The organism is Streptomyces sp. NPDC047886 (assembly GCF_043204435.1).
In the GTDB taxonomy this organism is placed as follows: domain Bacteria; phylum Actinomycetota; class Actinomycetes; order Streptomycetales; family Streptomycetaceae; genus Streptomyces.
Window position 1 is genome coordinate 153,086 of record NZ_JBIDCF010000005.1, and the last position, 26,699, is coordinate 179,784.

Genomic DNA, 26,699 nt, shown 5'->3' on the forward strand with positions numbered 1-26,699 from the left:
GGTTACTTTCGGGTCACTTTCAACGACCGCGTGAGGAGTGACCCGTGGGACACCGCCGCAATGCCCTGCGTACGGCCGCTATCGGCACCGCCTCGGCCACTCTGGCGGCCGGGACGGCCCTCGGGCTCGCCCCCGCCGCTGCGGCCGGGACCGCCACCTACACCGAACCGGCCGGTATACGGTTCGTCGACATCGCCGGCGACGGCGGCACCGCCCTGAAGGCCAACGTGGTCACCCCGGCCGGCGCCGCCGCCGACCCGGGCCGCCGCTACCCCGTGATCGTCCTGCCCACCAGCTGGGCCATGCCCCAGGTCGAGTACCTCGCGCAGGCGCGGAAGCTCGCCGACGCGGGCTATGTGGTGGTCAGCTACAACGTGCGCGGCTTCTGGCAGTCGGGCGGCCAGATCGAGGTCGCCGGCCCGCCGGACGTCGCCGACGCCTCCAAGGTCATCGACTGGGCGCTCGCCCACACCCCCGCCGACCCTGACCGTGTCGGCATGGCGGGCATCTCCTACGGTGCCGGGATCAGCCTGCTGGCCGCCGGACACGACGGGCGGATCAAAGCCGTGGTGGCGATGAGCGGCTGGGCCGACCTCATCGAGTCCATCTACAGCGGCCGCACCCAGCACCTCCAGGCCGCCGCCCTGCTCGGCGGCGCCGGCCATCTCACCGGACGGCCGAGCGCGGAACTCCAGGAGATCCTGCGCGACTTCCTCTCCTCGAACCTCGCCGAAGAGCAGAAGATGATCGACTGGGGCCGCAAGCGCTCCCCCCTCACCTACCTGGACCGGATCAACGCCAACGGTGCCGCCATCATGCTCGGCAACGCCTGGGGCGACACCATCTTCCCGCCGAACCAGTACGCCTCCTTCTACGAGAAGCTCACCGGCCCCAAGCGACTGGAGTTCCGCCCCGGCGACCACGCCACCGCCGAGGCCACCGGTCTCCTCGGTCTGCCCAACGACACCTGGACCAACGCCCACCGCTGGTTCGACCACCACCTCAGGGGCGCCGACAACGGCGTCGACCGCGAGCAGCCGGTCCAGCTGACGTCACGGTCGACCGGCGGCTACGAGACCTATCCCGACTGGAAGTCGGTCGGCGCGAACGCCCGCAAGATCGCCCTGGGCGCCGATCAGCGCATCCACACGAACGTCGACTCCGGCGCCAACGGCGGCGTCGTGCTGCTGTCCAACGCCCTCGACCAGTTCCTGCGACTGCCCCCGATGACGTCGATCCCGCTGCTGCCCCGGACCTACGCGGCCGTCTGGCAGTCCGAGCGGTACGCGACCGCCCAGCACGTCAGGGGCACGGCCAGGCTGCACACCACGGTCACCCCGACAGGGTCGAGCGGCACCCTCGTCGCCTACCTCTACGACGTGGGCCCGCTCGGCCTCGGCAAGCTGGTCAGCAACGCGCCGTACACCTTCCACGGCCGGACCCCCGGCGAGCCGTTCACCGTGGACCTGGAGCTGTTCTCCACGGCGTACGACGTACCGGCGGGCCACCGGCTCGCCCTGGTCGTGGACACTGTCGACCCGCTGTACATCGAGCACAACCCGTCCGGCGCACGGCTGACCTTCTCCTCGCCGTCGGCCGACCCGTCGTACGTGTCGATACCGCTGCGCGAGAAGTGATCTCCGGCCGCGACCGAGGTCAGCGCAAACTCTCCAGCACCGAAAGGGACTTCACACACCGACACGCACGAACCGGGCATTAGCCGTATTTACTGAAGCAGTACGCGACACCTGGCCTGCCGGGCGCCGTCAGCCCTCGGCGGCCTCCGCGTACACCTGGGACAGCTCCGGCGAACCCGTCACCGCCCAGTCCAGTCCCGCCTCGACCACATGGATCTCCCGGCCGGAGACGAGGCGCACGACCGGCTGGCCGCCCGGCGGGACGTACCAGGAGGCGCCGGGGACGGTACGCACGATGACGGTGCCGAGGTACAGCCCGGCGTCGTTGCCGAGCCACGGCAGCTCCTCCGGATCGTCGCGCCAGCGCGGCGGCAGCTGGTCGATGGCCGCGAGGGAGTACGGGGTGTCGTCCAGCCGTACGCCGTACTCCTGCACGCGTGCGCGCAGCAGCTCGCACTCCGAGAGGAGTTCGGCCACCCCTTCCGGATCCTGATCGAACGCGCGGGCGAGCGGCGCACTGTGTCCGTCGTCGTGCCGTTTACGCCAGGCGTCCAGGAAAGGGATGTTCATACTGTTCAGACTCGCACCGACGAGCGCCGCGCACCACAGGGCGCGCGGACTCCGGCGGACACCGGCCGAACTCTCCGGCCACACCGCGGGGCCCGGCCGCGCGTGCCTCAGACGTCGAGGTCGACCACGACCGGGGCATGGTCGGAGGCGCCCTTGCCCTTGCGCTCCTCGCGGTCGACGAAGCTGTCCTCGACCGCGTCGGCGAACGGCTTGTTGCCGTACACCAGGTCGATGCGCATGCCCCGGTTCTTCGGGAAGCAGAGCTGACGGTAGTCCCAGTACGTGAACGGATGGTCGTACTTGAGGGGGCGCGGCACCACGTCGGTGAGGCCGGTGTCGCGCAGCCCGGCGAGCGCGGCCCGCTCCGGCGCGGTGACGTGCGTGGAGCCCTCGAACGCCGCGACGTCGAAGACGTCCTCGTCGGTGGGCGCGATGTTGAAGTCGCCGAGCACCGCGAACGGACGCGCCGCCGACGCGTCGTCGGCGACGGCCGTCTTGAGCGCCTCCAGCCAGCGCAGCTTGTAGGCGTAGTGCTCATGGGCGACCTCGCGGCCGTTCGGCACGTACACCGACCAGAGGCGGACGGGACCGCAGGTCGCGGAGATCGCCCGGGGCTCGCGCACGCCCTCGTACTCGGGGGCGCCGGGCAGGCCCATGCCGACGTCTTCGAGGCCGGCCCGGGAGATCAGCGCCACGCCGTTCCACCGTCCCGTGGCGTGCACGGCGGACTCGTAGCCCGCGTCGCGCAGCTGGTCCGCGGGGAACTGCTCCGGGGTGCACTTGGTCTCCTGGACGCACAGCACGTCCGTGCCAGTGCTCTCCAGCCAGGCCAGGAGCCGGGGCAGCCGGGCGGTGATCGAATTGACGTTCCAGGTGGCGATACGCATGACGGACAGCCTAACGGCGGGGTGTGACAGTCGCCGGGGTCAGAGCTCCGTGGAGTCCCCGGGCGTCAGCCGGCCGTGGTCGGAGCCGCCGAGTGCGCCGATCTGGCGGTCGTAGACGGGACGGGCGAGGTCGGTGAGCAGCGCGTCGTGGATGTCGACGGCGCGCCGCGGCGCGACCTCGCGCACGTAGTCGATGACCTCGGAGATCTTGTTCCACGGAGCCATCACCGGCAGCAGCAGGGTCTCCACCGGCCGGCCGGGCACGGTGAGCGCGTCGCCGGGGTGGAACACCGACTCCTCGACCAGATACCCGGCATTGGTGATCCGGGGGATGTCCGGGTGGATCACGGCATGGAGTTCGCCGTGCACCTCGACGTCGAAGCCCGCCGCGGTGAAGGTGTCGCCGTGGCCGACGGTGTGGACCCGGCCGGGGAAGGCGGCCGAGAGCTGGTCGGCGACGCTGCGCAGGGTCCAGATCTCGACGGCCGGGTCCGCCTCCAGGGCGGCGCGCAGCCGGCCCTCGTCGAAGTGGTCCGGGTGTTCGTGGGTGACGAGGACCGCGTCGGCGCCGAGGGCCGCGTCCGGCTCGCTGAACCCGCCCGGGTCGATGACGAGCGTCCGCCCGTCCTTGTGGAGACGGACGCAGGAGTGGGACAGCTTGGTCAGCTTCATACGGCCCATCCTGCCGCGCGCGGCCCGGTCCCGCCGGGTTCCCGGGCCGTTCCGGCGGGCTCAGAGGTCGGGCGTGGTCTCCTCCTGGATGACCTGCCGGGCGACCCGGAACGCGGCGTTCGCGGCCGGGACGCCGCAGTAGACCGCGGCCTGGATCAGGACCTCCCGGATCTCGGCCGGCGTCAGCCCGTTGCGGAGCGCGGCGCGGGTGTGGAACGCCAGCTCGTCCAGGTGGCCGCCCGCGACGAGGGCGGTCAGGGTGACGCAGCTGCGGGTGCGGCGGTCCAGGCCGTCCCGGGTCCAGACCTCGCCCCACGCGTACCGGGTGATCAGCTCCTGGAAGTCGGCGGTGAAGTCGTCGGCGGCGGCCAGCGCGCGGTCCACGTGCGCGTCGCCGAGCACCTCGCGGCGGATCTTGAGGCCCGCGTCGTACGGGTCGGGCCGCCGCGTTCCTGCGGGTTCGGCCGCCGGGGGCGGGGCCGCGTCGGCGAGCGGCGCGGCCGCCTGCGGCGGGGTGGCCGTCGCGGCGACCGGGGGCGGCACCGGGATGGCGGCCAGGGTGTCCTGCCAGCCGGACGAGAAGTGCCGTACGAGCAGGTCGGTGACGGCGCCGGGCTGTTCCACGGGCGCGAGGTGGGACGCGCCGGGGACGACGGCGAGCCGCGCGTCGGGGATGCCCGCGACGAGGGTGCGGGCCTCGGCGGGGCCGGTGACCCGGTCGTCGGAGCCGACCAGCACGAGGGTGGGTACGCCGACCCGGCCGAGTTCGGCGCGGACGTCGAAGGCGGCGAGTGCCTCGCAGGCGGCGACGTAGCAGCCGGCGTCGGTGGTGCGGACCATCTGCACGGCCCAGTCGACGATCGCGGGCTGGGCGGCGGCGAACCCGGGCGTGAACCAGCGCTCGGGCGCGGTGCGGGCGATCGGTTCGAGGCCGTTGGTGCGGACGATGACCCCGCGCTGCCGGAACTCGTCGGCGGTGCCGAAGCGGGGCGATGAGGCCACGAGGGCGAGCGAGGCGAGCCGGTGCGGCGCCCGCAGGGCGAGGTCGGTACCGATGGCCCCGCCGATGGAGCACCCGGCGTAGCCGAACCGCTGGACGCCGAGCGCGTCGAGGGTGGCGAGCAGCCGGTCGGTGAGGTCGGCGACGGCGACGGCCGGTTCGGCGGGGGCGCCGCCGTGACCGGGCAGGTCGAAGCGGAGGACCCGCCAGTGCCGGGTCAGCTCGGGTATCTGCCGGTCCCACATGTGCCAGGTGGTGCCGAGCGACGGGCCGAGGATGAGAACGGGTGCGTCGTCGGGTCCGTCGGTCCGGTACTGCAGCGTGGGGGCCGGAGGGGGCGTCGGGGGCGTCTGCGTCGTCTCACTCACTCGCTCCACAGTAGCGAGCGGGTCAATTCCAGCCGAGGGCGGCAGGCGCCGGGCGGCCGGAGGGCGGGTGACCGGGCGGAGGCGGCGGGGGTGACCGGATCGCGTGACCGGGCGGAGGCGGCGGACGGCCGGACGGCGGTCGCCGCCGGGTGGCCCTCGCGTGCCTCGCCGGTCAGGGCGTCGCCGTGGAGACGACGTAGACGCGCGGGACGGCCGGGTCCGTGAGGTCGACGGTGATGTCCCGGGTCGGCCGGGGCGGGTCCTGCCGGCGGGTGGTGCCCGCCCAGTCGCGGTCGTCGTCGAAGTCCCAGCCGACGATGCCGGCGTCGCGGTCGCTGACCGTGCGCTCGCCGGGCTCCAGCTCGGCGCGGCTGGTGCCGACGTCCTCCAGGAACTCGTCCAGGCGGGAGCCGGTGGTGGTGAACTGGACGTACAGCCTGCTCGACTTCCAGTTGCTGGTCTCGTAGTAGGCGACCTTCTTGGACTTCGCCGGGATCGGCACCTCGAAGACACGGCGCTTCATCTTGGACGGCCAGCTGTCCTGGAGGCCGACGACGGAGGACTCCGCCTCCTTGTCGCGTCCGCTGGAGCGGCTCTGCTCGGCCGAGACCAGCAGATAGCCGGCCGGGATGCCGATCAGCAGGACGATGATGATCGCGGTCGTCAGCCGGCGGCGGATCATGTGCCGCCGGTCCTCGGGGGCCGCGGGCGGGGAGACGCTCATGAGGGGGGTTCCTGGGTGGTGCCGGACGTGCGGGCGGTGCGGCCGGAGCCGCCGTTGCGGATGGCCTGGGCGTAGCGCTCGTACCGTTCGTACCGCTCCAGCCGGCGCCGGTTGGCGCGGCGGAAGCGGCGGGCGACGAGCCGGGCGAGGTCGGCGGCGCCTACCATACCGGCCTCGGGGCCGAGCTGGGCCTTGGCGATCCGGGCCTCGGGGCGGTAGCCGCGGCCGGTGAGGTGGCGGCGGAAGGCGTCCCTGGCGGGGCCGATGAGAAGGTCGTCGGCGGCGCTGACGCCGCCGCCGATGACGAAGCAGGACGGGTCGAGGGCGGCGGCCAGGTTGGCGATGCCGACGCCGAGCCACTGGCCGATGTCCTGGAGGAGTTCGACGCACATGGCGTCGCCCTCGCGGGCCAGCTCGGTGATGAGGGGTCCCGTGATGTCGGGGACGCTGCCCTTGACCCGCTCGATGATGTTGTACGCGACCGGGGAGTCGGCCGCCGCGAGTTCGCGGGCCTCGCGGACGAGGGCGTTGCCCGAGCTGTACTGCTCCCAGCAGCCGCGGTTGCCGCAGGGGCAGCGGTGTCCGCCGGGGACGACCTGCATATGGCCGAACTCGCCGGCGACTCCGTACTTGCCCCGTTTGACCTGGCCGTTCTCCAGGATCGCGCCGCCGATGCCGGTGCCCAGGGTGATCATGACGAGATGGTCCTCGCCGCGTCCGGCGCCGAACCTCCACTCGGCCCAGGCGGCCGTGTTGGCGTCGTTGTCGACCATGACGGGGACGGCGAGGCGGGCCTGCAGGGAGTCGCGCAGGGGTTCGTTGCGCCAGGCGAGGTGCGGGGCGAACAGGACGCGGCTGCGGTCGGCGTCGACCCAGCCGGCGGCGCCGATGCCGACGGCGTGGACGTCGTGCCGGTCGGAGAGGTCGAGGACGAGTTCGGTGATGGTGTCCTCGACGACCTTGGCGCTCTTCGACTTGTCGGGCGTCTCGGTCTTGATCTTCTCCAGGATGACGCCGTCGGCGTCGACGACACCCGCCATCACCTTGGTGCCGCCGATGTCGATGCCGACGGTGGGGACACGGGGCGCGGTCAGGTGGGAGCGGCGCTCGCGGGTGCCCACGGTCCGCAGGACGGTGGCCCGTGCGGAGCCGCGGGTGGTGAAGTCGCGGTACGTGCTCAACGGTCCTGGTCGTCCCTGCGGGTGGGTGGGCCGGGCGGCGCGGTCCCGGCGGCGGACGGCGCCCGCCGCCCTCGATTCTGCCAGGTGCGGGCCCGGGGGCGGCGGTGCGCCGTGCTCAGGCGGGGGTGGCGGGCGGCACGTCGTGGCCGCCGACGCGGGTGGGGGCGGGGGCCCTTTCGAGCTCGTGGCGGAGGTCCTCCAGTTCGCTGCCGCCTGCCATCTGGCGGGTGAGTTCGTCCAGGGTGATGGAGTCCCTGGTGTGGCTGCCGGCCATCACGCCGCGCTTGAGCAGGACGAACCGGTCACCGACCAGATAGGCGTGGTGCGGGTTGTGGGTGATGAGGACCACGCCGAGGCCGGCGTCGCGGGCCGCCGCCACGTACTTCAGGACGACTCCGGACTGCTTGACGCCGAGCGCGGCCGTCGGCTCGTCCAGGACGAGGACCTTGGCGCCGAAGTACACCGCGCGGGCGATGGCGACACACTGGCGTTCGCCGCCGGAGAGGGTGCCGATCGGCTGGTCGACGTCCCGCAGGTCGATGCCCATCCGGGCGAGTTCGGCGCGGGTCGTCTCGCGCATCAGGTCGGTGTCGAGGCGCTTGAAGGGGCCGGCGCCCCTGGTCGGCTCGGAGCCGAGGAAGAAGTTCCGCCACACGGGCATGAGCGGGACGACGGCGAGGTCCTGGTAGACGGTGGCGATGCCCCGGTCCAGTGCCTCGCGCGGCGACGACAGGGTGATCTCCTCGCCGTCGACGCGGAACGTGCCGGCGTCGTGGGCGTGCAGACCTGCGATGATCTTGATGAGGGTGGACTTGCCCGCGCCGTTGTCGCCGAGGACGCAGGAGATGCGGCCCGCGTGGACCTCCAGCGAGACGCCCTCCAGGGCGCGGATGTTGCCGTAGTACTTGCTGACGCCGTCGAGCTCCACGAGAGCGTTCACTTGGTGGCCTCCGCACGCTTGCGGACCCAGGCGTTGAGCAGGGTCGCGAGAAGGAGCATCGCTCCGAGGAAGAACTTGAACCAGTCCGGGTTCCACTCCGCGTACACGATGCCCTTGCTGGTCATGCCGAAGATGAACGCGCCGACGGCGGAGCCGATCGCCGAGCCGTAGCCACCGGTGATCAGGCAGCCGCCGATGACCGCCGCGATGATGTAGATCAGCTCGTTGCCGACGCCCTCGCCCGACTGGACGACGTCGAACGAGAACAGCAGGTGCTGTCCGGACACCCAGGCGCAGAAGCCGACGCCCATGTAGAGCCCGATCTTGGTCCGGCGGACCGGGACGCCGACCGCGCGGGCGGCGTCGGCGTTGCCGCCGACCGCGAAGATCCAGTTGCCGAAGCGGGTGCGCAGCAGGATCCAGGTGGCGAGGGCCACCAGGGCGAACCACCACAGGACGGTGGCCTTGAGGTCGACGCCCCCCACGGTGAACTGCGAGGCGAACAGGGCCTGCGCGGACGCGAAGCCCTCCATGTCGGCGATGGTCTTGGTGGAGACCGTCCCGCTGATGAGCTTGGTGAAGCCCAGGTTGAGGCCGGTGAGCATCAGGAACGTGCCGAGCGTGACGATGAAGCTCGGCAGTCGCGTACGGGTCAGCACGACCCCGTTGAAGACGCCGACGGCGACCGTGACCAGCAGCGACACCAGCACACCGACCCAGACGTTCGCGGTCAGCTGGTAGCTCACCATCGAGGAGATCAGTGCGCCGGTGGTGACCAGGACACCGGCGGACAGGTCGAACTCGCCGCCGATCATGAGCAGGGCGACGGGCACCGCCATGATGCCGATGGTGGAGGCCGCGTACAGGACCGTGCCGAAGCTGGAGGCCCGCAGGAAGCCGTCGGCGACGATCGCGAAGAAGAGGAAGACGGCGACGGCGCCGACGACGGAGCCGAGTTCGGGGCGGCCGAGGAGGCGGCGCAGCGGCGAGGTGCCGAGCAGCCGTTCGTCTCCGGTGGGAGCGTCCTTGACGGGTGGTGCGGTCGCGGTCATCGGGTCCCCCGGTCGGTGAGGTCCGCCAGCGTGGCCGCGTCCTTCGGCGTGATGATCTGCGGGCCGGTGAGGACGGGCCTGCCGCCGCCGAGGACGTCGGCGTTGTAGCGGTAGAGCCAGAGCAGGTCGACGGCCTCGTACCCCTGGAGGTAGGGCTGCTGGTCGACGGCGAAGCCGAGGGAGCCGCCGCGCAGGCCGGCGACCACCTTGGCGTTGAGGTCGAAGGTGTCGATCTCGGCGGTGGACCCGGCGGCCTTCTTCGCCCGGACGGCGGCGTCCGCGAACGGCGCGCCGAGGGTGACGACGGCGTCGATGGCGGGGTCGGTCTGGAGCTGGGCCTCGATGGATGCCTGGACGTCGGGCATGTTCGTGCCGTCGACGTACAGGTTCCGCACCGTGCCGTCGAAGGACTTCCCGACTCCGGCGCAGCGCTGCTCGTGACCGACGTTGCCCTGTTCGTGCAGCACGCACAGGGCCTTCCTGCGGCCGCGTTCGTCGAGCTCGTCGCCGACGGCCTCGCCGGCGACGGTCTCGTCCTGGCCGATGTGGGCGAGGGCTCCGAACTTCTTCGACTCGGCCGAGCCGGAGTTGACGGTGATGACGGGGATGCCCGCCGCGACGGCCTTGGCGACGGACGCCTTCATGGCCTCGGGCTTGGCGAGCGTCACGATCAGCCCGTCGACCTTCTTGGCGACGTAGGAGTCGACCAGCTGGGCCTGCTGCTGGCCCTCGTCGCTGTGGGCGTAGAGGAAGTCGATGTTGTCCTTGGCCGCGGCCTGCCGGGCGCCCTTCTGGACGATGTCCCAGAAGGTGTCGCCGTCTCCCGAGTGGGTGACCATGGCGATGGTCCACTTCGGGGTGGACACGGCGGCGCGGCCCTCCTCGGCGGCGGCCGCCTTGCGGGCGTCCTCCGCGCGCTTGCCGCCGGTGGCGCTGCATCCCGCGAGGGACGCTCCGAGCACCGCCGCCAGTACGGCGCCGACCGCGCGTACCCCTGTCCGAACCCTTGCCACGACGCCGTGCCCTTCTCGCAGTACTCCTCGGTGCGGCCGGGGCGCATTTCGCCACATCCCGACTGGCCAAGTATCGGTCATGGCCAGGGGCGGGGCGGTCATCGGGTGGGGCGGCCTCACCGGGTGCCCCGGGCGGTCAGCGCCTCCAGCGCCGGCACGTCCTTCTCGGTGACCAGGGCGGGGCCGGTCAGGACGGGCTTTCCGCCGCCGACGACATTGCGGTTGGTGCGGTGGAGCCAGAGCCCGTCGACGGCGAGGTAGCCCTGGAGGTAGGGCTGCTGGTCGACGGCGAAGCCGATCTCCTTGGCCTTGAGCTGGGTGACGACGGCCGCGTTGAGGTCGAAGGTGTCGATCTCGGCTGTGGAGCCCGCGCCGGCCTTGGCCTTGACCGAGGCGGCGGCGAACGGCGCGCCGAGGGTGACGACCGCGTCGATGTCCTCGGCGCTCTGCAGCTTGGCCTCGATGGAGGAGGTGGCGGCGGGCATGTTGGTGCCCTCGACGTTGAGGTTCTCGACGGTGCCCTGGAAGGTCTTGGCGACACCGGCGCAGCGCTCTTCGAGCGAGACGTTGCCCTGTTCGTGGATGACGCACAGGGCCTTCTTCCTGCCGCGCGCGTTGAGTTCCTCGCCGACGGCCTCACCGGCGACGGTCTCGTCCTGGCCTATGTGGCCGAGCGCCCCGAAGGGCCGGGAGAACTGGCCGCCGGAGTTGACGGTGACGACGGGGATGCCCGCGGCGACGGCCTTGGCGACGGACGCCTTGACGGCCTCGGGCTTGGCGAGGGTGACGATCAGCCCGTCGACCTTCTTGGCGACGTAGGAGTCGATCAGCTGGGCCTGCCCCTTGCCCTCCTTGTCGGCGGCGTAGAGGAACTCGACGCCGTCCTTGGCGGCGGCCGCCTCGGCGCCGCTCTGGACGATGTCCCAGAAGGTGTCGCCCTCGCCGGAGTGGGTGACCATCGCGATGGTCATGCGCTGGCCCGGGGCGGGGCTGCCGCCGGTCGCGCCCTTGGGCGGGTCCTCGGACTGCTTGCCGCCGGAGCCGCTGCATCCGGCGGCGGTGACGGTCAGTACGGCTGCGGTCAGCAGGGCTGCCGCCGTGCGGGTGGTGCGCATGGTGGGTCCGCCTCGTCTCCCCGGGCCGCCCGGTTGCGGCTGGGTGAGTTTCTACGGCGGTGGCACGACCCCGTCAATACTTTGTCCGAACATTCTTACGCGGCAGGCGCGGGCACACCGGGCGTCCGGCGCGCGGAGCCGGGCCGGACACGACCTACGGCCGGACGAGGAGCTGGAACTCGAAGGCGTACCGCGAGGCCCGGTAGACATGCGCGCCGAACTCGACGGGACGGCCCGTGTCGTCGAAGGTCGTCCGCTCCATGGTGAGCAGCGGCGCGCCCTCCTCCTCACCGAGCAGCTCCGCCTCCGCGCGGGTGGCGGCGCGGGCACCGACCGACTGCCGGGCGCTGTGCAGCGTGATCCCGGCACCGCGCATCAGCCGGTACAGGCCCGTGTCCGCGAGCCGGGCGGCGTCCAGGTCCAGCAGCCCGACGGGCAGATGGTTGCGCAGCCGGGCCATGGGCTCGTCGTGGGCGCTGCGCAGCCGCTCCACGAACAGCACGTCACTGCCCTCCGGGACGGCGAGGGCCGCGGCGACCACGGCCGTGGCGGGCTCGACGCGGTGGGCGAGGACCGTGGTGGCGGGGCGCTGTCCGGCCGCCTCCAGGTCGTCGTAGAGGCTGCTCAGCTCCAGCGGGCGCTTCACCTGGCTGTGCACGACCTGGGTGCCGACTCCCCTGCGTCGGACGAGCAGGCCCTTGTCGACGAGGGCCTGGATGGCCTGCCGGACGGTGGGCCGGGACAGGCCGAGCCGGCCCGCGAGCTCGATCTCGTTGCCGAGCAGGCTGCCGGGGGTGAGCGTCCCGCGCTCGATGGCCGCCTCCAGCTGCTGCGACAGCTGGAAGTACAGCGGGACCGGGCTGGTGCGGTCCACGCTCAGCGGCAGCTGGACGACGCGGCCTGTCTCTTCTCGGGTCTGCTTGGGCACGGGCTGAGCGTATCGGCAACGAAATGATGACGGGAAGTTGTGACGTCCGATTGTCAGGACAAATGCTTGACAGGGTGGCGGGGGCGGGCCCACCTTGGGGGCCATGCGCATCGGACTCATCGGAACGGGACGTATCGGCGCCTTCCACGCGGGCGTACTCAGCCGCCACGGGGAGGTGGGAGCACTCGTCGTCGCCGACGCCGACCCGGCGCGGGCGGCCGCCGTCGCCGACGCCACCGGCGCGACGGCCGCGCCGACCGTGGACGACGTCTTCGCCTGGGGCGTGGACGCCGTCGTGATCGCCTCGGCCACCGCCGCCCACGCGGAGCTCATCGCCCGCGCCGCCCGCGCGGGCCTGCCCACCTTCTGCGAGAAACCCATCGCCCTCGACCTGACCGGAACGCTGCGCGCCCTCGGCGAGGTCGAGGCGGCCGGCGTCCAGCTCCAGCTGGGCTTCATGCGCCGCTTCGACGCCGGCTACCGGGCGGCCCGCGACGCGGTACGGGAGGGCCGGCTCGGCCGGCTGCACACCGTCCGGGCGGTCACCTCCGACCCGGCGCCGCCGCCCGCCGCGTACCTGCCGCTCTCGGGCGGGCTCTACCGGGACTGCCTGGTCCATGACTTCGACATCCTGCGCTGGGTCACCGGGCGGGAGGTGGCCGAGGTGTACGCGACCGGCTCCGACGCGGGCCCCGCCATGTTCCGCGAGGCAGGCGACGTCGACACGGCGGCCGCGCTGCTCACCCTGGACGACGGCACCCTCGCCACGGCGACCGCCACCCGCTGCAACGGCGCCGGGTACGACGTGCGGATGGAGCTGGCCGGGGAGCGCGACCAGCTCGCGGTGGGCCTGGACGACCGCACCCCGATCACCTCGACGGAACCGCTCGGCCCGCCGCCGGCCGACAAGCCCTGGACGGGTTTCCTGGAGCGGTTCGCGCCCGCGTACGAAGCGGAGCTGGACGCGTTCGTGCGCCTGGCGAGCGGTGAGGCGGCCAACCCGTGCGACGGCCGCGAGGCCCTCCAGGCGCTGCGCGTCGCCGAGGCGTGCGAGCTGTCGCGCCGCGAACGCCGCCCGGTCCGGCTGGACGAGATCCCGTCAGGAGCCTGAGGCCCCGCCGGAACCGTCACCACGGCCGGGACCGCCGGGACCGCCGGGATCCGCACCACCGCCGGGGCCGCCGGGACCCGGCCCGGCCGACAGGACCGTGCCCTGGACGACCGCGCACAGGGCCTCGGTCCCGTCGTCGCCGACCGCCAGCAGGTCGCACCGCACCACCGCCTGACGGCGGCCCGCGTGGACCGCCTGGGCCCGGGCGACCAGCGTGCGTCCCGCCGCCGGACGCAGGTACTGGATGGAGAACCCGGCCGTCAGCACGGCCGGGCCCGACACAGGGAGAGATCGAGTGCGGGCGCGGGCGGGCCGGGTACGTGCTCGGTCAACGGGTCACCACCGGACGGGAAGGCGGCGGGTGCCGCGCATGAGGAGACCGGGCAGCCACGCGAGCGGCCCTTCGCCCGGATCGTGGTCGAGGGCGAGAGCGGGGAATCGTTCCAGCACGGCACGGATCGCGATGCGCCCCTCCAGCCGGGCCAGCGGTGCGCCCAGGCAGAAGTGCAGGCCGTGACCGAAGGCGAGGTGGCCGCCGGTGTCACGGCGGATGTCGAACCGCTCCGGATCCGGGAACCGGGCGGGGTCGTGGTCGGCCGCACCGGTGCCGACGAGCACGGCGCTGCCCGCCGGGATGACGGTGTCGCCGACGGCGACCGGCTCGCGGGTGAAGCGGAACGTGCTGGTCTCCACCGGTCCGTCGTACCGGAGCATCTCCTCGACGGCACCGTCGAGCAGTCCGAAGTCGGCCCGCAGCGCGGCCAGTTGGTCCGGGTGCGTGAGCAGCGCCCGCACGCCGTTGGAGATGAGGTTGACGGTCGTCTCATGGCCCGCGATCAGCAGCAGATAGGCCATGGCCCGCAGTTCGGCGGCGGACAGCCGGTCGCCGTCCTCCGCGCGGGTGCGCAGCAGCGCGGAGAGCAGGTCGTCGGCGGGGCCCGCGCACCGCTTGTCCTCGATGAGCCCGTCCAGGTAGGCGGCGAGCCCGTACACCGCGTCCCGTTCGGCCTCGGCGCCGGTCGGCGCCACGATCTCCGTGGACCAGGCGCGGAAGGCGTCACGGTCGGCGACGGGGACGCCCAGCAGTTCGCAGATGACGGTGATGGGCAGCGGGAAGGCGAGGGCGTCCACGAGGTCGGCCCGCCCGGCCGGTGCCATGGCGTCGATGAGGTCGTCGGTGACGCGCCGGATCCGGGGGCGCAGCGCCTCCACGCGCCGGGCGGTGAACTCCCGGGCGACCAGCTTGCGCAGCCGGGTGTGGTCGGGCGGGTCGAGTACCAGCAGATTCGGGCCGATGACCGCCTCGTCCAGCATGGTCAGGCCGAGCGTCGACGGCGACTTGGACAGCCGGGCGTCGGCGAGCGCGGCCCGTGCCTCCGCGTACCCGACGATCAGCCAGAAGGCGTCTCCCTCCGCGCCGCGCACCTCATGGACGGGTCCGCTCTCGCGGAGCTTCGCGTAAGAGGGGTAGGGGTCCGCGATGAAGTCCGGCCCGTACTCCCCCAGATCGATGACGGCCATCACCCCACCCTAGGTGGTGTCCTCCCGGGGTGTCGTCGTTCGCCCGGGTGTCGTCCGGATGTCGCCGCCGGGGTCCAGCAGCCCCGCGTCATGGACCAACAGGGCGATCTGCACGCGGTTGTTGAGGCCGAGCTTGGCGAGGATCCGGGAGACGTGCGTCTTCACGGTGGGCACGCTCATGTAGAGGCTCGTGGCGATGTCGGCGTTGGAGCCGCCCCGGCCCACCGCGACGGCCACCTCCCTCTCGCGTTCGCCGAGTTCACCGAGCCGGGCGGCGGCCGCGGCCCTGCGGGTGTGCTCCCGGCGGTCGTGGCCGGCCGCCACCTGGTCCATCAGCCGGCGCGTGACGGCCGGGGAGAGCACCGGTTCGCCGGCCGCGACCTTCCGTACGGAGGCGACGATCTCGGCGGGCGGGGTGTCCTTGAGCAGGAAGCCCGCGGCGCCGGCGCGCAGGGCGCGCAGCACCTGCTCGTCGGCGTGGAACGTGGTGAGGACGACGACCTCGGGGGCGTCGGGGCGGGCGCGGAGCCGTTCGGTGGCGGTGAGGCCGTCGACGCCGGGCATCCGGATGTCCATGAGGACGATGTCGGGGGCGAGCCGCCCTGCCAGTGCGGGCACCTCGGCGCCGTCGGCGGCCTCGCCGACGATCTCGATGCCGTCGGCGCCGCCGAGCATGAGCGTGAGTCCCGCACGGACCAGGGGGTCGTCGTCCACGATGAGCAGCCGGATCGTCATGAGGGCCACGGTAGCCAGGCGCGCAGGGCGAACCCGCCGTCGGGGCGCGGTCCGTGGTCGAGGCGGCCGCCGGCGAGCGTGGCCCGCTCGGTCAGCCCGATGAGGCCCTGCCCGGAGCCGGGGACGTGCGGGACGGGGCCCTCGGGGGCGGTGTTGCGCACCTCGACGGTGATCCCCTCGGCCGGGCGGCCGCGCACGGTGACGGTGACGTCGGTGCCCGGCGCGTGCTTGCGGGCGTTGGTCAGGCCCTCCTGGGCGATGCGGTAGACGGTGCGGCCGGTGGCGGCGGGGACGCCCGCCGGGTCGCCGACGCGGTTGTCGAGGGTGACCTTCATACCGGCCTGCCGGTCCTGGGCGACCAGCGCGTCGAGGGTGGCGAGGGTGGGCTGCGGCCGGTCGCCGTCGCCGGGGTCGCCGGGCGCGCGCAGGACGCCGATGATCTCTCGCAGGTCCTGGAGCGCCTCGTGGGCGCTGTCGCGGATGACCCCGGCCGCGCGGGCCACCTCGGCGGGTGGCGCGCCCGGACGGAACTCCAGGGCCCCGGCGTGGACGCTGAGCAGGGTGAGGCGGTGGGCGAGCACGTCGTGCATCTCGCGGGCGATGGCCTCGCGGGCGGCCCGCTGCGCCTGCTGGGCGCGGAGTTCCGCCTCGGTCTCGGCGCGGCGGGCGCGCTCGCGCAGCGCGGCGACGAGCCGCCGCCGGGAGCGGACGAGCATGCCCCAGCCGACGACGAGGAGCAGCAGGACGAACCCGAGGGCGAGGGCGGCGGCCGGATGGAGGGAGGGGTCCGGGCGGAAGACGGCCTGGAGGCTGCCGCAGACCAGGGCCACGGCCCACACGACGGCGAGGCGCCGGAACGGTACGCGGACGGCGACCCCGAACAGGGCGACGAGCACGGCGCCCCCGGTGGCGGGGAAGAACGTGCTGGCGATGGACACGCCGAGGGCGACGCCGACGGGCCACCGCCGGCGCAGCCAGAGCGCGAGGCAGGCCGCCGCGCCCGCGAGCTGGTCGGCGAGGACGATGGCGCCGGAGTCGTTGTACCGGCGGCTGGCCTCGGCGGCCAGCAGTCCCACGAGCGCCGCGAGGACGAAGGCGACGGTGTCGACGCCCCAGTCCCGTACGGTACGGCGACGGCGCCGCCCGGCCGCCGGATCCGTCAGGTCCGACGGCAGCAGCCAGGAGTAGTCGGCACGCGTCATGGCGACAAAGTTACGCAGGTGGGGGGCGTGGGGCCGCCCGTCGGGGGCGAACCTGGTACCGAAGTCGCACGGTCCGAGACTTTGGGACGACCCCCTGGCCGCGGCGCCATCCCGATGCCCGACGCGGCAGGTCCGGGGCGGCGAGCACGATCGCGGCATGAAGAAGCTGCTCGAAGTCGTCGGTTTCCTGCTGCTGGTCCTGGGCGTGTGCGGGGTGATCCGGGAGCTGACCGGCGGCTGGTTCCGGTTCATGGCCCTGACCCGGTTCCTGACCGAGAACGTGGGGTTCCTCCAGGGCCGGGAGATCTTCGCGAACGTGGTGATCGCGGTGGTCGGGTTCGCGGTGCTGATGATCGCCGACCAGCACGGCAGGGCGCGGTGAGCCGGCCGCCGGGGCGGAGGCCGGGGCGGCGGTGGCGAGCTGCCCGGGCGCGCGCCGCGCCGGATCAGTGCGCCGGGTCGGCGGCCCGGCGGCCCCAGGCGGTGCCCGCCAGGACCAGCGCGGCGCCCGCGAGTCCGGCGGGACCGAGGCGCTCCCCGCCGATGGCGATACCCGCGGCGGCCGCCCACAGCGGTTCCGTGCCGAGCAGCAGGCTGACCCGGGACGGCGAGGTGCGGCGCACCGCCCACATCTGCACGAAGAAGGCGATCAGCGTGCAGAAGACGGCGAGGAACAGCAGCCCGGCCCACTCGCGGGGCCCGAAGCCGACGGCCGTCGCCCACGGCGAAGCGCCGGTCCCGGGCACCGCCGCCAGCACGGCGAAGACCGCGACGGCGGCACCGAGCTGGACGGTGGTGAGCGACAGCGAGTCGGCGCCCCGTACGGATCTGATCCGCGCCATGGCGAGGACGTGCGCCGTCCTGGCGAGCGCGGCGAGCAGCATCAGCAGGTCGCCGCCCGACGGCGTGGTGAAGCCGCCGCTCTGGGTCAGCAGGACGACGCCCGCCACGGAGAGCCCGGCGGCGGTCAGGAACGACCGGGACGGCCTGGTCCGGGTGAGGGCCGCCTCGGCGAGCGGCGTGAAGATCATGGTGAGGCTGATGATGAGCCCGGCGTTGGTCGCTGAGGTGTGGACGACCCCGTACGTCTCCAGCAGGAAGATGCCGCTGAGGATCAGCCCGAGCAGGGCGGCGCCGCGCCACTGGGCGGCGGTCAGCGCTCGCAGCCGGCGCCGTCCGGCGGCGACGAGGGCGGGCAGCACGACCGCGAAGCGCAGCACCAGCACGGCCACCACGGTGTGGGTGGTGGTGATGCCCTTGGCGGCGAGGTAGCTGGCGCCCCAGACGACCGCGACGACCAGCACGGGCAGGTCGGTGAGCCGGGCTTTCGGCGTGGAGCTCCCCGGGATGGCGGTGCTCGGGGTGGCGGTTCCCGGGGTGGCGGTTCCCGGGGTGGCGGAGGGGGCGGCCGCGGGCGCGGTGCTCGACGTCATGGGCGGGCTCGGTCTCCAACGGACGGGGTGCCGTGGAGACTTCGGCGGCTCGCACGCGGGACGACGATCACCGTACCCGCGTGCCGGTCACTGGTCGAGCCCGAAGGTGCCGAACCGCGCGGGTCCGGTGGGGCGGTAGCTCTGGATGCTGACGCCGCTCGCGGTGGTGCGGTGGCCGGTGAGCGCGAAGGCGGTGGGGACGCCGCCGTCGGGGAAGAGCCTGCGGCCCTTGCCGAGGAACACCGGGTAGACGAGCAGGTGGTAGGCGTCGACCAGACCGGCCGCGATGAGGCTCTGGGCGAGCCGCGCGCTGCCGTGGACCTGGATCTCCCGGCCGGGCCGCTCCTTCAGCCGGCGCACCGCTTCGGCGAGGTCTCCCCGGACGAGTTCGGAGCCCGCCCAGTCGACCCTGTCCAGCGTCGTGGAGACGACGTGCTTGGGCAGGTTGTTGAGGCGGCTCGCGATGGGGTCGTCCGGGTCGGTGATCCGGGGCCAGTACGAGGCGAAGATCTCGTACGTGCGGCGGCCGAGGAGGAAGCCGTCGGCACGGTCGAAGACCTCGTTCATGAACCGGCCCATGTCGTCGTCCGCGAACGGGACGAGCCAGCCGCCGTAGTCGAAGCCGTCGCTGCGGTCCTCGTCGGGGCCGCCGGGGGCCTGCATGACGCCGTCGAGGGTGAGGAAGGCGGTGAGGGTGAGCTCTGCCATGGCCGGGCCTTTCGCCGGGGTGTCCGTCCTGTCTCTGCTGTCACAGGCTCGGACCTCGCCGGGGCCGGGAACTCATCGGCGCTCCGCACCGCGCCGAAACCTCACGTCGGTTTCCCGCCGGCGGAGCAATCGCGCGGCCGTCCGCGTGGACCTCGGTCGACGGTCGTCGCGGGAGTCGAGGGCTTCGAGGCACGCGAGGGAGCGCGCGGGGGCGCACCGGTGCTGTCGGGCCGGTGCGCCCCCGCGCGTACGGGCAGGTGTCGTGACCGCCCGGGTCCGGTGTCAGGAGGGAGTCAGGAGGGTGTCCGGCGGATCTCGCCGGACGCCTCCGCTAGCTCAGCTCCTGGTGACGGGTGGTCAGGCGCTTGGCGCCGTCCTCCGTGAGGGAGCCGAACAGCCTCAGGCGGGAGATGCCGCCGTCGGGGTAGATGTCGATCCGGACATGGGTGCCGACGGCCGGGGACGCCAGCACGAACCGGTGGTTGGTGTCCGGCTGGAGCCGGGTGCGGGGCAGGACCTCGGTCCACGGGGCGTCGTCGCCGTCGCGTACGGAGAGGGCGGCCCAGCCCGCGCTGTTGCCCTTGAGGTAGGCGGTGTCGATCTCGACCGCGCGGATCTCGGACTGCTCGGCGAGCCCGTAGCGGATCCAGTCGTTGCCCTTGTCGCGGCGGCGGCGGGTCTCCCAGCCGTCGTCCATCTTGCGGGAGCGGCCCGGCTGGATGGTGTTGGTCGCCGGCGAGTAGAAGCGGTCGGACGCGTCCTCGACGCGGCCGCCGTTCTCCAGGGCGGCGACGTCGAAGGTGCCGAGCACGGCCAGCCACTCGGGGTCGGGGGCCACCTCGCCGTACACCCGCAGGCGCGCGATGCCGCCGTCGGGGTGCTGGTTGACGCGCAGATGTGTGAACCGCCTCTCCACGTCCACGGCGAAGCCGTTGGCCGCGTGGCCGCCGATCGCGGTGCGCGGGACGAGGGTCGTCCAGACGACGTCCGGGCCGAGGAGCTGCTCGGGGGAGGGTGATCCGGCGACGGCGGTCGCCTCGATGGACACGGCCTGCGGGTAGTTGCCGCGGAAGTGGGCGGTGTCCACGACGATGCCGCGGACGACTCCGGGCGCGCCGAGGCGTACCAGCGCCCAGTCGTGGTCGTCGGCCGTCGGGTGCGGGGCTTCGGCGGAGGCACCACGGCGGCGGCGCGTCTCCCAGCCGTCCATGATCTTGCCCTTGTGGCCGAAGTGCTCCGGGTCGAACTCGGCCGGCTCGGGCTTGAGGAGGTTCTCGCGCTCGGCGAAGAACTCGTCGTTGGCGGCGATGACGCCCGCTCCGAGCCGCCGGTCGGCGAGGTCGGCGAGGCCGGTGAACGGGAAGTCGGCCGTGCGGTAGTCGGCGTACGGGTCGCCGCCTCCGTAGGGGCTGGCGTCGCCGGTGAAGCTGGGTATGCCGGAGGTGCCGGTCACGGTGTCACGTGTTCCTTTCGAGGAGCCGGCCGCTGGGCTCGGCGAGGGTGCCGTTGTCGGCGATGCGGGTGCCGCGCAGCCAGGTGGATCGGACGACGCCGTGCAGGGTCTTGCCTGCGTAGGCGGTGACCCGGTTGCGGTGGTGCAGTGCGGCCGGGTCGACGGTGAACGTCTCGTCGGGGGCGAGGACGGCGAAGTCGGCGTCGCGTCCGGCTTCGATGGCGCCCTTGCGGGTGAGTCCGGCGAGGGCGGCGGGGGCGGTGGACATCCAGCGGGCGACGTCCTCCAGGGTCCGGCCGCGGCGGCGGGCCTCGGTCCAGATCGCGGGCAGCCCGAGCTGGAGGGAGGAGATGCCGCCCCAGGCGGTGGCGAAGTCGGGGGTCTTGAGGTCGGCGGTGGAGGGCGAGTGGTCGGAGACGACGCAGTCGATCGTCCCGTCGGCGAGGCCCTCCCACAGCGCGTCCTGGTTGGCGGCCTCGCGGATGGGCGGGCAGCACTTGAACTCGGTCGCGCCGTCGGGGATCTCCTCGGCGGTGAGGGTGAGGAAGTGCGGGCACGTCTCGACGGTGACCTGGACGCCGTCGCGCCGGGCGGCGGCGATCATCGGCAGGGCGTCGCTGGAGGACAGGTGGAGTACGTGTACCCGGGCGTCGAGGCGCCGGGCCTGGGCGATGAGGTTCTCGATGGCGGTGTTCTCGGCGTCGCGCGGCCGGGACGCGAGGAAGTCGGCGTACCTGGCGCCGCTCTGCCGCGGCGCGGCGTCGAGGTGGTGCGGGTCCTCGGCGTGGACGATCAGCAGTCCGCCGAAGCCGGCGATCTCGGCGAGGGACGTGGCCAGCTGCTCCTGGTCGAGCTGGGGGAACTCGTCCACGCCGGACGGGGACAGGAAGCACTTGAAGCCGAAGACGCCGGCGTCGTGCAGCGGCCTGAGGTCCTTGACGTTGTCCGGCAGGGCGCCGCCCCAGAAGCCGACGTCGATGTGCGCCTTGGGGCGGGCGACGTCCCGCTTGATCCGCAGGTGCTCGACGGTCGTGGTGGGCGGCAGCGAGTTGAGGGGCATGTCGATGAGGGTGGTGATGCCTCCGGCGGCGGCCGCGCGGGTCGCGGTCCAGAAGCCCTCCCACTCGGCGCGGCCGGGGTCGTTCACATGGACGTGGGTGTCCACCAGGCCGGGGAGTACGACGTCGTCGCCGACGTCCTCCAGCCGGGCGCCCACGGGGACCTCGGCGTCGTACGGCAGGACCGCGGCGATGGTGCCGTCGGCCACGGCGACGGCCGCCGCCCGTGTCCCGTCGGGGGTGATGACGCGCGTCGAGCGCAGTACCAGGTCCACGTTCACGTCCACGCTCTCCCCATTCCCGATGTTTCGGTCATTCCCGTCCATTTCGGCGAACTTCAACGAACTGTTGAAGGAGTCTTCACCCGCCCGCCGCGCCCCGTCAAGAGCAGCCCGAGGCGCGGACCTCCGCTTAGAGGTTTCCATGAAGTGGAAGTACAATTCCGCACAGGAGAACGTAGCTCCGCACAGAAGACAGCGGGAAGGGAGCCCGTCGACACACGGACAAACAGCCCCTGACCGGCGAGGACGGGACCCAGGGCCCGATGTGGTCACGCAGGGCGCCCGGTAGGCTGCTGCCTTGTCCATCCGCCTCGAAAGGACCGTTGACGTGCCGACGTCCAGCGCCAGCACCACCGACGCCGCCAAGCCCGCGGGAGCGACCGGCGGCGTCCAGTCCCTTGAGCGTGCCTTCGACCTCCTGGAGCGGATGGCCGACGCCGGGGGCGAGGTCGGGCTCAGCGAGCTCTCCACCAGCAGCGGCCTGCCGCTGCCCACCATCCACCGCCTCATGCGGACGCTGGTCGCCTGCGGGTACGTACGCCAGCAGCCCAACCGCCGCTACGCCCTCGGGCCCCGCCTCATCCGGCTCGGCGAGTCCGCGTCCCGGCTGCTCGGCACCTGGGCCCGCCCGTACCTCGCGCGCCTGGTCGAGGAGACCGGCGAGACCGCCAACATGGCGCTCCTCGACGGCGACGAGATCGTGTACGTCGCCCAGGTCCCCTCCAAGCACTCCATGCGGATGTTCACCGAGGTGGGCCGGCGCGTGCTGCCCCACTCGACAGGCGTCGGCAAGGCGCTTCTCGCGCACACCCCGCCGGAGGAGGTGCGCGCCCTCCTCGCCCGTACCGGCATGCCCGCCGCCACCGAGAAGACGATCACCACGCCGGAGGGCTTCCTGGAGGCCCTGGAGCAGGTGCGGCTGGCCGGGTACGCGGTGGACGACAACGAGCAGGAGATAGGGGTCCGCTGCCTCGCGGTGTCGGTGCCCGACTCCCCCACTGCGGCGGCCATCTCGATCTCGGGACCCGCGGGCCGGGTCACGGAGGCGGCGACGGACAAGATCGTCCCGATCCTCCAGGAGGTCGCCCAGGACCTGTCGGCCGCCCTGGCCAACACCGGCGCGCCGCAGGTCTGACCCTCTCCCGCCCACGGACACCCCGAAGGGCCCCCTCGCCCGCGCGAGGGGGCCCTTCACCCGCGCGAGGGGGCCGTTCGTCGCGCTCAGGCCCCCGTCGGTGAGGACAGCCTGCCGTCCTGGACGGTGACCGTGCGGTCCATCCGGTCCAGGTGCGTACGGTCGTGCGTGACGAGCACGGTCGCCGTGCCGCGCGCACGGGTCAGGGTGACCAGCAGGTCCAGGACCGCCGCGCCCCGCTCGTGGTCCAGCGCGCTCGTCGGTTCGTCCACCAGCAGCACCGCCGGGTCGTTCATCAGGGCGCGGGCGATGTTCACGCGCTGCCGCTGGCCGCCGGACAACTGGTGCGGCCTGCGCCCCGCCTGGTCGGCGAGGCCGACCGCGTCGAGGAGCTCGCGCACCCGGTCCCGTACCGCGCGCGGGCGCCGGCCCGCGAGATGGGCCATCACCTGCAGCTGCTCGGCCGCCGTCAGCGACGGCAGCAGGTTCGGCTGCTGGAAGACGATGCCGACGTGGTCGCGGCGCAGCGCCGCCTTGCCGGCCCGGTCCAGCGTGCCGGTGTCGACCCCGGCCACGACGACCCGCCCCCGGTCCGGGGTCACCAGGGTCGCCGCGACCGCGAGGAGACTGGACTTGCCGGAGCCGGACGGGCCGACGACCGCCGTCAGGGTGCCCGCGGGCACCTCCAGGCCCACGGAGTCCAGCGCGGTCAGCCGCCCGTCCCCGTCGGGGTAGGTGAGCGTCACCTCGTCCAGGAGCAGGGTCATCGGGCACTCCCCAGCGCGGTCAGCGGGTCGACGGCGGTGATCCGCCGGATGGACAGGGCGGCGCCGAGCACGCCGAGGGCGATCAGCACGGCGGCCGGGCCGAGAACGGTCAGCGGGTCCAGGACGAACGGCACGTCGCCGCCGTCCACGAGCACCCCGATGCCCGCCGCGAGCGCGGTCCCGAGCAGCGTGCCGCCGGCCAGTATCAGCACCGCCTGCCCCAGGGCGTCCTTCAGCAGGTACGGGGTGGAGGCGCCCAGCGCCTTCAGCACCGCCACGTCGCCGCCGCGCTGGATCGTCCACACCGTGAAGAAGGCCCCGGTGACCAGCGCGGAGATGACGAAGAGGAAGCCGCGCATCAACTGCAGCGACCCGTTCTCGGCCTGGTAGGACCCTATGGCGGTGAGCGCCTCGTCGATGGTGCGGCTCTCCGTCCCGGCGGCCGCGTCGCCCGCCGTGAAGTCGGTGCCGTCGGCCGCGGTCAGCGCGATGACCGTGGCCTGCTCCACGGGCGTCGACCCGGTGTGTCCGATGCCCTGCCAGTCGTCCAGGGACGTCCACACGACCGGCGTGTGGCTGTACGAGGCGTCACCCGCGACCCCCGCGACGGTCAGGTCACGGCCGCCGAGCCGCACGCGGTCGCCCACCGCCACGCCCAGCTCGTCGGCGGCCGCATCGGAGAGCACCGCGCGCCCCGGGCCGAGCGCCGCCCCGCCGGGCGCGATCCCGGCGCCCGGCTCGGTGCCGAACGCCGAGACGGCCGCCGTACGGTCGCCGGCGCTCGCGTTGAGGGTGCTGATGCCGACCGGCTCGGCGGCGGTGACCCCCGGCTGCCCGGCCCAGGTACGCCAGGCGTCCTCCGTCACCGTCGACCGGGTGAAGGCGACCGCCCGCCCGGACGGCGGCGCGGCGAACGCGAGCCGGTCGGCGGGCAGCCCGGTGATCGCCGAGATGTTCTCCCGCGCGAGCCCGGCCGTCAGCCCGGACAGCAGCCCCACGAGCAGAGTGAGCAACACGATCACCGTGCTCATCAGTGCGAACCGCCCCTTGGCGAATCCCAGATCTCTCCATGCCACGAACATGCCGACCAGCCTGGCCGCGCGCGGACCCCCGCGGCATCGCGCCGCGGATGGGCCCGCGATCAAACTTTCGGTTGAGGGCGGCCGCCCGCGCCCCGCCTACGCTGGACGGGTCATGGATCCACGTTCCCTCACCCCCGCCCCGCGCGCGCTGCGCCTCTGCCTGCATCTGCTGACGGCCGGGCTGCTGGCGCTGGTGGCGGTACGGGCCGTCGCGGACGGCGGGCCGCGCGCGGCGGGGGTCGTCGCGGCGGCCGCCCTGACGGGGGCCGTCTACGGCACCGGCGCGCTGGTGCGGGCGGTACGGGAGTCGCAGACCGCCGCCACGGTCTGGCTGGGCGCGCTGTGCGCGGCCTGGCTGGTGCTGCTGGCCCTGACGCCGGACGGGCTGTGGGTCGCGTTCCCGCTGTACTTCCTGCACCTGCACCTGCTGCCCGCACGCCGTGCCCTGCCCGCGGTGGCGGTGACGGCGGGCGCCGCGGTCCTCGCGTACGTCGGCCATGGCGCGCCGCTCAACCCGGGCGTGTTCGTCGGGCCGCCGCTCGGCGCGGCGGTCGCCGTGGCCACGGTGCTGGGCTACCAGGCGCTGTACCGGGAGAGCGAGCGGCGCCGGCGGCTGATCGAGGAGCTGATCTCGACCCGCGAGGAGCTGGCAGCCGCCGAGCGGCACTCGGGCACGCTGGCCGAACGGGAACGGCTCGCCCGCGAGATCCACGACACCCTCGCGCAGGGCCTGTCGTCGATCCAGCTGCTGCTGCGGGCGGCCGAGCGGGCGCTGCCGGACGGCTCCCCCGCCGCCGGGCACATCGAGGAGGCGCGGCGGGCGGCGCAGGACAACCTGGCGGAGGCCCGGCGGTTCGTCCGGGCGCTGACCCCGCCCGGACTGGAGCACGGCTCACTGCCCGCGGCGCTGGAGCGGCTGTGCGAGCCTGCCGCCGGACACGGCCCGCGGCTCCGGTTCTCCGTGAGCGGCACACCGGTCGCGCTGCCCACGCCGTACGAGGTGGCGCTGCTGCGGATCGCCCAGTCGGCGCTGGCCAACACGGTGCGGCACGCGGGCGCCGGGCGCGCCGAGATCACCCTCACCTTCATGGACGCGTCGGTCACGCTGGACGTGGTGGACGACGGCAAGGGCTTCGACCCGGCGGCGCGCGCCCGTTCGTCGGACGGCGGATTCGGCCTCCCCGCGATGCGCGCCCGCGCCGAGACGCTGGGCGGCACGTTCGCCGTCGAGTCCGCGCCGGGCCAGGGCACGGCCGTGGCCGTCACCCTGCCGCTGCCGCTGCCGACGCCCGTGGGGGGACCCCGATGACGATCCGCCTGCTCCTCGCCGACGACCACCCGGTGGTACGGGCGGGCCTGCGCGCCGTCCTCGACACCGAACCCGGCTTCACGGTGGTCGCCGAGGCCGCCACGGCGGAGCGCGCGGTCGAGCTGGCCGCCGCCGGAGACGTGGACGTCGTGCTGATGGACCTCCAGTTCGGTGCCGGGATGCACGGCTCGGAGGCGACTGCGGCGATCACCGCCCGTACGGGCGGGCCACGGGTGCTGGTCCTCACCACGTACGACACGGACGCCGACATCCTGGCGGCGGTGGAGGCGGGAGCGAGCGGCTACCTGCTCAAGGACGCCCCGCCGGAGGAACTGGCGGCCGCGGTCCGCACGGCGGCGGCCGGGCAGTCCGCGCTGGCCCCGGCGGTCGCGCACCGGCTGATGGACCGGATGCGCACCCCGGCCGAGGCGCTCACGAAGCGGGAGCTCGAGGTGCTGCAGCTGGTCGGTGAGGGTCTCTCCAACCAGCAGATCAGCAAGCGGCTCTTCCTCAGCCAGGCGACGGTGAAGTCCCACCTGGTGCACGTCTTCGCCAAGCTGGGCGTCGACTCCCGCACGGCAGCGGTCGCCGCGGCGACCTCCCGCCGCCTGATCCGCCGCTAGCGAGCGTCCGGCGGATCATGGTGGCATCGGAGCCGGGTGCGCTGTCCCGCTGGTGAGCGGGGTCTGGTGCGATGCGGACGCACGGCGGAGGAGCGAGCCACTGCGGAGCATCGGCGACCGACGACACCGCAGCGGATGCGCGTGCCAGGGCACGCGGCCCAAGCGTGATCCGCCGGACACGACCTGGCCCGGGC

General features: G+C 73.4%; 26 protein-coding genes and 1 pseudogene. 6 read left to right on the forward strand and 21 right to left on the reverse strand.

The window, feature by feature from the left end; genetic code table 11:
- Positions 1-44: 44 nt before the first annotated feature.
- Entirely contained in the window at positions 45-1,637 is a 1,593-nt protein-coding gene (locus ACGF5U_RS18735; protein ID WP_392715576.1) for an alpha/beta fold hydrolase, read from the forward strand.
- A gap of 129 nt (positions 1,638-1,766) precedes the next feature.
- On the opposite strand, the gene ACGF5U_RS18740 is transcribed toward ACGF5U_RS18735, so the two are convergent.
- The 11 genes from ACGF5U_RS18740 to ACGF5U_RS18790 all read right to left on the reverse strand — a co-directional run bounded on the left by ACGF5U_RS18740 (position 1,767) and on the right by ACGF5U_RS18790 (position 12,033).
- Positions 1,767-2,207, reverse strand: coding sequence for a DUF6278 family protein (locus ACGF5U_RS18740; protein WP_392715575.1), 441 nt, complete (start codon positions 2,205-2,207; stop codon positions 1,767-1,769).
- 107 nt (positions 2,208-2,314) lie between these two features.
- The gene (locus ACGF5U_RS18745) at positions 2,315-3,094 is read right to left on the reverse strand and encodes an exodeoxyribonuclease III (RefSeq protein ID WP_392715574.1); all 780 of its coding nucleotides are present in this window, start codon (positions 3,092-3,094) and stop codon (positions 2,315-2,317) included.
- A gap of 39 nt (positions 3,095-3,133) precedes the next feature.
- Complete coding sequence (locus ACGF5U_RS18750; RefSeq protein ID WP_392715573.1) at positions 3,134-3,766, reverse strand: MBL fold metallo-hydrolase; 633 nt, start codon at positions 3,764-3,766, stop codon at positions 3,134-3,136.
- A gap of 60 nt (positions 3,767-3,826) precedes the next feature.
- Positions 3,827-5,134 carry a 4-carboxymuconolactone decarboxylase gene (gene pcaC / locus ACGF5U_RS18755; protein WP_392715572.1) on the reverse strand — a complete coding sequence of 436 codons (1,308 nt, stop codon included), beginning with the start codon at positions 5,132-5,134 and terminating at the stop codon, positions 3,827-3,829.
- Between the two features lie 172 nt (positions 5,135-5,306).
- Positions 5,307-5,858, reverse strand: coding sequence for a hypothetical protein (locus ACGF5U_RS18760; protein ID WP_392715571.1), 552 nt, complete (start codon positions 5,856-5,858; stop codon positions 5,307-5,309).
- The gene (locus ACGF5U_RS18765; RefSeq protein WP_392715570.1) at positions 5,855-7,039 is read right to left on the reverse strand and encodes an ROK family glucokinase; all 1,185 of its coding nucleotides are present in this window, start codon (positions 7,037-7,039) and stop codon (positions 5,855-5,857) included. Before ACGF5U_RS18765 ends, ACGF5U_RS18760 begins: the two co-directional genes overlap by 4 nt.
- 115 nt (positions 7,040-7,154) lie before the next feature.
- Positions 7,155-7,979 carry an ATP-binding cassette domain-containing protein gene (locus ACGF5U_RS18770; protein ID WP_392715569.1) on the reverse strand — a complete coding sequence of 275 codons (825 nt, stop codon included), beginning with the start codon at positions 7,977-7,979 and terminating at the stop codon, positions 7,155-7,157.
- On the reverse strand, positions 7,976-9,031 hold the full coding sequence (locus ACGF5U_RS18775) for an ABC transporter permease (protein WP_392715568.1): 1,056 nt from the start codon (positions 9,029-9,031) through the stop codon (positions 7,976-7,978). The genes ACGF5U_RS18770 and ACGF5U_RS18775 overlap by 4 nt, the downstream gene beginning before the upstream one ends.
- The gene (locus ACGF5U_RS18780) at positions 9,028-10,044 is read right to left on the reverse strand and encodes a sugar ABC transporter substrate-binding protein (RefSeq protein WP_392715567.1); all 1,017 of its coding nucleotides are present in this window, start codon (positions 10,042-10,044) and stop codon (positions 9,028-9,030) included. Before ACGF5U_RS18780 ends, ACGF5U_RS18775 begins: the two co-directional genes overlap by 4 nt.
- 116 nt (positions 10,045-10,160) lie before the next feature.
- Positions 10,161-11,159: a substrate-binding domain-containing protein gene (locus ACGF5U_RS18785; protein ID WP_392715566.1), complete on the reverse strand. Its 999-nt coding sequence runs from the start codon at positions 11,157-11,159 to the stop codon at positions 10,161-10,163.
- A 154-nt stretch (positions 11,160-11,313) separates the two neighbouring features.
- Positions 11,314-12,033, reverse strand: a complete 720-nt coding sequence (locus ACGF5U_RS18790) for a GntR family transcriptional regulator (RefSeq protein ID WP_392715833.1) — start codon at positions 12,031-12,033, stop codon at positions 11,314-11,316.
- 157 nt (positions 12,034-12,190) lie between these two features.
- Here ACGF5U_RS18790 and ACGF5U_RS18795 point away from each other — a divergent pair, with 157 nt between their 5' ends.
- Entirely contained in the window at positions 12,191-13,198 is a 1,008-nt protein-coding gene (locus ACGF5U_RS18795; RefSeq protein ID WP_392715565.1) for a Gfo/Idh/MocA family oxidoreductase, read from the forward strand.
- Positions 13,199-13,279: 81 nt separating this feature from the next.
- Here the strand turns inward: ACGF5U_RS18795 and ACGF5U_RS18800 are convergent.
- From ACGF5U_RS18800 to ACGF5U_RS18815, 4 genes and pseudogenes are all read right to left on the reverse strand, one after another.
- Positions 13,280-13,516: pseudogene (locus ACGF5U_RS18800) on the reverse strand (PaaI family thioesterase); the annotation flags it as partial.
- An 18-nt stretch (positions 13,517-13,534) separates the two neighbouring features.
- Positions 13,535-14,719, reverse strand: coding sequence for a cytochrome P450 (locus tag ACGF5U_RS18805; protein ID WP_392715564.1), 1,185 nt, complete (start codon positions 14,717-14,719; stop codon positions 13,535-13,537).
- Between the two features lie 9 nt (positions 14,720-14,728).
- Positions 14,729-15,454 carry a response regulator gene (locus ACGF5U_RS18810; protein WP_392715563.1) on the reverse strand — a complete coding sequence of 242 codons (726 nt, stop codon included), beginning with the start codon at positions 15,452-15,454 and terminating at the stop codon, positions 14,729-14,731.
- Positions 15,451-16,656, reverse strand: coding sequence for a sensor histidine kinase (locus tag ACGF5U_RS18815; protein WP_392715562.1), 1,206 nt, complete (start codon positions 16,654-16,656; stop codon positions 15,451-15,453). The genes ACGF5U_RS18810 and ACGF5U_RS18815 overlap by 4 nt, the downstream gene beginning before the upstream one ends.
- Before the next feature lie 157 nt (positions 16,657-16,813).
- On the opposite strand from ACGF5U_RS18815, the gene ACGF5U_RS18820 reads away from it, so the two are divergent.
- Positions 16,814-17,038 carry a hypothetical protein gene (locus ACGF5U_RS18820; RefSeq protein ID WP_392715561.1) on the forward strand — a complete coding sequence of 75 codons (225 nt, stop codon included), beginning with the start codon at positions 16,814-16,816 and terminating at the stop codon, positions 17,036-17,038.
- Between the two features lie 64 nt (positions 17,039-17,102).
- Here ACGF5U_RS18820 and ACGF5U_RS18825 read toward each other — a convergent pair whose 3' ends face one another.
- From ACGF5U_RS18825 to allB, 4 genes are all read right to left on the reverse strand, one after another.
- Complete coding sequence (locus ACGF5U_RS18825; RefSeq protein WP_392715560.1) at positions 17,103-18,089, reverse strand: DMT family transporter; 987 nt, start codon at positions 18,087-18,089, stop codon at positions 17,103-17,105.
- A gap of 87 nt (positions 18,090-18,176) precedes the next feature.
- Entirely contained in the window at positions 18,177-18,797 is a 621-nt protein-coding gene (locus ACGF5U_RS18830; protein ID WP_392715559.1) for a dihydrofolate reductase family protein, read from the reverse strand.
- 331 nt (positions 18,798-19,128) lie between these two features.
- Positions 19,129-20,250: an allantoicase gene (gene alc / locus ACGF5U_RS18835; RefSeq protein ID WP_392715558.1), complete on the reverse strand. Its 1,122-nt coding sequence runs from the start codon at positions 20,248-20,250 to the stop codon at positions 19,129-19,131.
- A 4-nt stretch (positions 20,251-20,254) separates the two neighbouring features.
- Complete coding sequence (gene allB / locus ACGF5U_RS18840; RefSeq protein WP_392818859.1) at positions 20,255-21,589, reverse strand: allantoinase AllB; 1,335 nt, start codon at positions 21,587-21,589, stop codon at positions 20,255-20,257.
- 328 nt (positions 21,590-21,917) lie between these two features.
- On the opposite strand from allB, the gene ACGF5U_RS18845 reads away from it, so the two are divergent.
- The gene (locus ACGF5U_RS18845) at positions 21,918-22,724 is read left to right on the forward strand and encodes an IclR family transcriptional regulator (protein ID WP_392715556.1); all 807 of its coding nucleotides are present in this window, start codon (positions 21,918-21,920) and stop codon (positions 22,722-22,724) included.
- 86 nt (positions 22,725-22,810) lie between these two features.
- On the opposite strand, the gene ACGF5U_RS18850 is transcribed toward ACGF5U_RS18845, so the two are convergent.
- Both ACGF5U_RS18850 and ACGF5U_RS18855 read right to left on the reverse strand, forming a co-directional pair.
- Positions 22,811-23,491 (reverse strand): ABC transporter ATP-binding protein, encoded by a 681-nt coding sequence (locus ACGF5U_RS18850; protein ID WP_392715555.1) that lies wholly within the window; start codon positions 23,489-23,491, stop codon positions 22,811-22,813.
- On the reverse strand, positions 23,488-24,573 hold the full coding sequence (locus ACGF5U_RS18855; RefSeq protein ID WP_392715554.1) for an ABC transporter permease: 1,086 nt from the start codon (positions 24,571-24,573) through the stop codon (positions 23,488-23,490). Before ACGF5U_RS18855 ends, ACGF5U_RS18850 begins: the two co-directional genes overlap by 4 nt.
- 112 nt (positions 24,574-24,685) lie before the next feature.
- Between ACGF5U_RS18855 and ACGF5U_RS18860 the strand changes: the two genes are divergently transcribed.
- Both ACGF5U_RS18860 and ACGF5U_RS18865 read left to right on the forward strand, forming a co-directional pair.
- The gene (locus ACGF5U_RS18860) at positions 24,686-25,882 is read left to right on the forward strand and encodes a sensor histidine kinase (protein ID WP_392715553.1); all 1,197 of its coding nucleotides are present in this window, start codon (positions 24,686-24,688) and stop codon (positions 25,880-25,882) included.
- On the forward strand, positions 25,879-26,505 hold the full coding sequence (locus tag ACGF5U_RS18865) for a response regulator (protein WP_392715552.1): 627 nt from the start codon (positions 25,879-25,881) through the stop codon (positions 26,503-26,505). Before ACGF5U_RS18860 ends, ACGF5U_RS18865 begins: the two co-directional genes overlap by 4 nt.
- Positions 26,506-26,699 lie beyond the last annotated feature (194 nt).